The sequence below is a fragment of the Collinsella sp. AM41-2BH genome, assembly GCF_003468085.1.
Taxonomy (GTDB): Bacteria; Actinomycetota; Coriobacteriia; order Coriobacteriales; family Coriobacteriaceae; genus Collinsella.
Genome location: NZ_QSGH01000034.1, coordinates 446 through 5,326, shown reverse-complemented (window position 1 = coordinate 5,326; position 4,881 = coordinate 446). Strand labels below are relative to the sequence as shown.

The window sequence follows — 4,881 nt, the reverse complement described above, 5'->3', positions numbered from 1 at the left end:
CTGTCTTGTTTTGAGAAGTTCGCGAAGCCCACTTCTCAAAACAAGACAGGCGCCCCGGCCCTCGTGGAACAGATAAGGGGGAAGCATGAGCTTTACGAGTGTGGCGCTTCAGATGTTGACGGTTTCGCTGCCTATTTTGTTGGGGTGGTGTATCGCCAAGCTGGGGTTTATGAAAGCGGAGTTCGAGCGCGAGCTGTCGCATCTGCTGCTGCAGGTGGCGCTACCGTGCTTGGTGCTTTCGTCAGCGCTGGGCGATGATGTGAAGCTTCCGAGCATTGCCGATACGTTTTCGCTCATGGGTCTGTCCTTTGTGATGTATGTGGTGGCGATCGTTATTGCGTTTGCCGTCACCGCTGCTCTTCGCGTTCCCAAAGGGACGGAATGCTCGTATCGCTTCGCCGTGCTTTTCGGTAATGCCGGGTTTATCGGTTTTCCGGTTATTTCGGCGGTGTTGGGAAAACAAGCGCTGTTGTATGCATCGATTGCGCTTATCCCCCTAAACATTCTTATGTTTACCGTCGGCGTTATGTTATTTAGCGGAATAGGTGGTGGCCTTAAAACGCAGATGCGCAATATTGCCGCCTGCTGCAAGAGTCCTGGTCTCATTGCAAGTACTGTTGTGCTTGGGATCGTGCTCACCGGATGGACCGATTGGGGCGTGCTGGGCGACTCGATTTCCATCGTTGGCACCATGACCACTCCTGCAGCATTGTTGCTCATGGGGTCGTCTATCGCCAAGTACCGTCCGCTCGAGATGCTCACCAACTGGCGTGCCTATGCTGCCGTGGCATTTCGCCTGGTTGTCGTGCCGGTGGCATGTCTTGCCGTCGCGCGCTTGTGGCCCGGCATGACGCCCATGTTTATCGCGACGCTTGTGCTCGAGATGGCAATGCCGGTGGGCAGCAACGGTACGCTGTACTGCCTTCAATACGGTAAGGATGCACGCCCCATGATGCAGTGCACGTTTCTGTCGATCATTTGCTCCATTCTGACTATCCCGCTCGTAGCCACGCTGTGCGGGTAGGCATCCGGGACGGTCTCGCGCTGGGGCCTTGCCCGGCGGGATGGCCTTGTCCGGGGAAGTGGGCTTCGCGAACTTCCCGGAGCAAGGCAACCCGCCCGGAGGCGGCCCTCTCGACCGTTTCGATCTGCGGCGCTGATATTTTTTAATGTGATGGGGCTGTTGCTGTTGCGGCTTTGGAAACTGTATATCTTACTTTGGTCAGCCTACGATACGTTGCCGGGGCCGGGGAGGCATACTTTGTTTTGAGAAGTTCGCGAAGCCCACTTCTCAAAACAAAGTATGCCTCCCCGGCCCTCGTCCGTGAACTCTTCCGCTGGGCGAGCCATAGACGCCGCGTACCGATAGGGTGAGGTGGCGGCTTGAAATTGGTGCTATATTCAGCTTTAGTTGTTAAATGTTAGTAGGAGAGGCTGATATGGGGCTGTTCAAGAAGAAAAACCCGCAGGATGCCTTTGATCCCGATGTGTTTACCATCACGGATACGATTTTGGACCCGCCGCGGTTTACGTTTTTGCCGGCTATCTACCAGGATGCCACGCGTCGCAAGTGGGCCGTACATCAGCGCGGCGGCGAGCCGAAGATTTTTGACTATGCGGACGTGTTGCAGTGCGAAGTGGCCGAGGCGGGCGATCCGGAGGCCGATGAAGCGGTCTCTAAACAGGAATTTGCCCAGCGTATTCTGGCAAATCCCGCTAAGGCGGCAAAAATGAACGCAGCCAAGCGTAATATGTGTCTTGGTATGGGCGTTGTTGTGGCGGTTCAGACGGGAAAAGACGAGGTTTCCAAACTAGAGATTCCCGTTATGACCGATGAAGTCAAACGCGATTCAAGCCTGTATAAGTCGTATCGGAATGTCGCCGAGAAGATCAAGGCCGAATTTGATGCCATGGGTGGTCTGGCCTAATTTTGGCGACATACGTTTCTGAACGAGGAGTCTGTGCAATGGCAGGCGAATCTTATGCAATTCCCCCCAAAGATCGTGCTGTTGAGGGGATTCTTTGGTATATCCAGCACCATCAGCTTGCCGGCGGCGATCGCCTGCCGGCCGAGCGCGTGCTGTGCGAAGAGATTGGCGTTTCGCGTACGGCGTTGCGCGCCGGTATCACGCGGCTCATCTCGTGTGGAACGCTCGAGAGCCGTCGCGGATCGGGTACGTATGTGTGTCCTCCCAAACCGCTCAATATCTTTCAGGAAACGTATAACTTCTCCGATGCTGTGCGGACTGCCGGCCTGCACCCCTCTTCTCGTCTGGTTTCCACCGGGGCCATCGAGGCGGATGAGGCGCTTGCCGACAAGCTTGGGGTTGCTGTAGGCGCTCCTTTGCTCCGCATGCAGCGTGTTCGACTTATTGAGGGCGAGCCGGCGTCAATTGAGACGGCTCACGTTAACCTGTCCCTGTGCCCCTCGCTTCCCGATCACGATTTTGAGTGTGAGAGCCTTTACGATGTCTTGCTCAAAGAAGGCGGCGTGCGCGTTGAGCATGGACGTGAGCATATCTCCATCTCGCGTTTGAACGCCGAAGAGGCCGAGTTGCTCCAGCAAGAAGAGGGAACGCCGGTGTTCTATGAGAGCACGATAGAATTTGATAAGGACATGCGTTTTGTGGAGCATTGCAAATCGGTGATTTTGCCCACAAAGTTCCGCTTTGCCGATAACGGCGAGAAGAACGGCATGAGGAGCGTGGCAGGTGAACAATGGCTGAAACAGTAGATGCCGCCCCGGTTTATATGCGCATTCGACGCCGCATCGAGGAGCGTATCGAGCGCGGTATATATCCCACGGGTTCCATGATTCCGTCCGAAAAAGACCTCGCCGAGGAATTTGGTACGACGCGCTTGACCATCCGAAGCGCTGTCGATGAGCTGGTTCGGCGTGGGCAGATTCGACGCGTCCGCGGAAAGGGCGCGTTTGTGGCACAGAAAGTGCCCGTTGCCTACGAGCGAACGGGAGGCTTTCGCGAATCAGTTCGTGCTTCGGGCGGCGAGCCGTCCGTCCGCATCCTCGCGCGTTCCAAGCGTTATGCGGGTCCATATTATGCCAACCTGTTTGGCATTGCCGAGGACGATTTACTGTATTCGATTCGGCGTTTGAACTGCGTCAACGGCGATCCCGTATCGATTGAGATGGCGTTCATCCCGTGCCTGCTGTTTCCCACAATCGAAGATATTGACGTGTCGGTCTTCAGTTTGTACGAGACCTATGAGATGTTGGGCCGAAAGCCGGTCATGGCACAGGAAAAGCTCGATATCGAAGCGCTGGGCGCGCGAGATGCCGGTCTGCTTGGACTGGAGCAGGGCGATCTTGCCTTGACGCTTGAGTGCGTGAGCTTCGATGCGAGCGGCCAGGCAATCGAGTACGTCAAGTCGTTTAACCGCGGTGATGCGGGTGGATATACCTATACGTACTAGCTGGTTTTTAGCATAACGGGCTGAAAAGCTGACGGAATTTTGATTCGTTGAGCAAACTGCATATACAACCTTACATGGCTCAAAATCAACCGTTCGCCGATGGGGATAAATTAATCGACAAAGAGGTATCAAAAAGCCGTAACCTGTAACTGTGATTGGTATCAAATACTAATGATTTATTACGAGGTGAGACGATGAAGATGCTCGATTACGTTCAGCTTGCCCATGTGCGTATGGGAGAGAACCTCGAGCGTTCGTCTGAGCTGGTAGCGCAGCTCGTTGATATTTTCCAGTCCGGTTCTTTTGACGCGCTGCGCATCGTTGCTTCGGGTTCGTCGCGCCATGCCGCCGATTGCGCCCGCGATTACCTGCAAGATACCCTGCAAATGCAGGTGTCCGTTGTGACGCCCGAGGCCTTCGTCGATTTTGAGCACACCTATCCGCAGCATGCGCTCAACATTGCCGTTTCGCAGAGCGGCTATTCGACCAATACGATCGCGGCTCTTGATTACATGCGCGCGCACGATATGGCTGCAGTTGCGCTCACGGCAAACGTCGAGGCACCCATCAAGGAACACGCTGACATCGTTCTTGACTACGGTGTGGGTGTCGAGTCGGTGGACTTTGTGACTCTGGGCGTCGAGGTTCTCGTTGAGTACCTGGTGCTCTTTGGTATTTACGGCGGCCAGGCGCGCGGAACGATTGACGCCAAGGGCGTTGCCCAGCGTCTTGACGACCTGCGCGAGGCTATCCAGGCCAATGCCGTGATGTGCAAGATCGCCGAGGCATATGTCCAAGACCACATGCTCGAGCTTTCTGAGCACATGCCCGCCATGGTCGTCGGCAACGGCCCCAACTATGGCGTTGCCGAAGAAGCGGCCCTCAAGCTGAGCGAGACCATCAAGATTCCTGCCATGCATCACGAGGGCGAGGAGTTCGTCCACGGTCCCGAGATGCAGATAACCCCAGGCTACCACGTGTTTATCGTCGACGATCCGCAGGGGTCGGAGCGTCTTGCGAATATCGCCGATGCGCTATCGAACGTTACGACAAAAACGGTGCTGCTCACGGCCCATCCCAGGGGTAGGGCTCACGAGGTTGCGGTGCCTCAGGTGGCTCCGCTGCTCAGCGCAATTCCCAATCTTGTGTTCTTCCAGACGATTGCGGCCATAATCGCCGAGCGTCTGAAGTCATGGGACGTACACCCGTATCTCGATGCCGTCTCCAAACAGATGGAGGTTAAGGCGGAGGGCTACGAAGAGTCAGTCAATGCGCTTAAGGCCAAAGCGGCCGAGTGTTACGGAATGTAAGCGGGTTTTGATGCCCGTTGGCATGGGGGATGTGGAGACAACCCCAGAAAGGAGAGACAAATGAAGGAAACCGAGAAGATCGAGATCATGCATTTCGACCAGGAGGGCTACCTCGAGGACGGCAAGGCGCTCTACGAGA

5 protein-coding genes are annotated in these 4,881 nt (G+C 55.6%); all 5 read left to right on the top strand.

Annotated features, from left to right (window positions below; translation table 11 throughout):
* Nucleotides 1–85 precede the first annotated feature (85 nt).
* Nucleotides 86–1,024 (top strand): AEC family transporter, encoded by a 939-nt coding sequence (locus DW899_RS10245; RefSeq protein WP_117801032.1) that lies wholly within the window; start codon nucleotides 86–88, stop codon nucleotides 1,022–1,024.
* A gap of 415 nt (nucleotides 1,025–1,439) precedes the next feature.
* On the top strand, nucleotides 1,440–1,928 hold the full coding sequence (locus DW899_RS10240; RefSeq protein ID WP_117640898.1) for a hypothetical protein: 489 nt from the start codon (nucleotides 1,440–1,442) through the stop codon (nucleotides 1,926–1,928).
* Between the two features lie 38 nt (nucleotides 1,929–1,966).
* Complete coding sequence (locus DW899_RS10235) at nucleotides 1,967–2,734, top strand: GntR family transcriptional regulator (protein WP_117638247.1); 768 nt, start codon at nucleotides 1,967–1,969, stop codon at nucleotides 2,732–2,734.
* The gene (locus DW899_RS10230) at nucleotides 2,719–3,432 is read left to right on the top strand and encodes a GntR family transcriptional regulator (RefSeq protein ID WP_117801029.1); all 714 of its coding nucleotides are present in this window, start codon (nucleotides 2,719–2,721) and stop codon (nucleotides 3,430–3,432) included. Before DW899_RS10235 ends, DW899_RS10230 begins: the two co-directional genes overlap by 16 nt.
* A gap of 194 nt (nucleotides 3,433–3,626) precedes the next feature.
* The gene (locus tag DW899_RS10225) at nucleotides 3,627–4,742 is read left to right on the top strand and encodes an SIS domain-containing protein (RefSeq protein ID WP_117801026.1); all 1,116 of its coding nucleotides are present in this window, start codon (nucleotides 3,627–3,629) and stop codon (nucleotides 4,740–4,742) included.
* The last annotated feature ends 139 nt before the right edge of the window (nucleotides 4,743–4,881 follow it).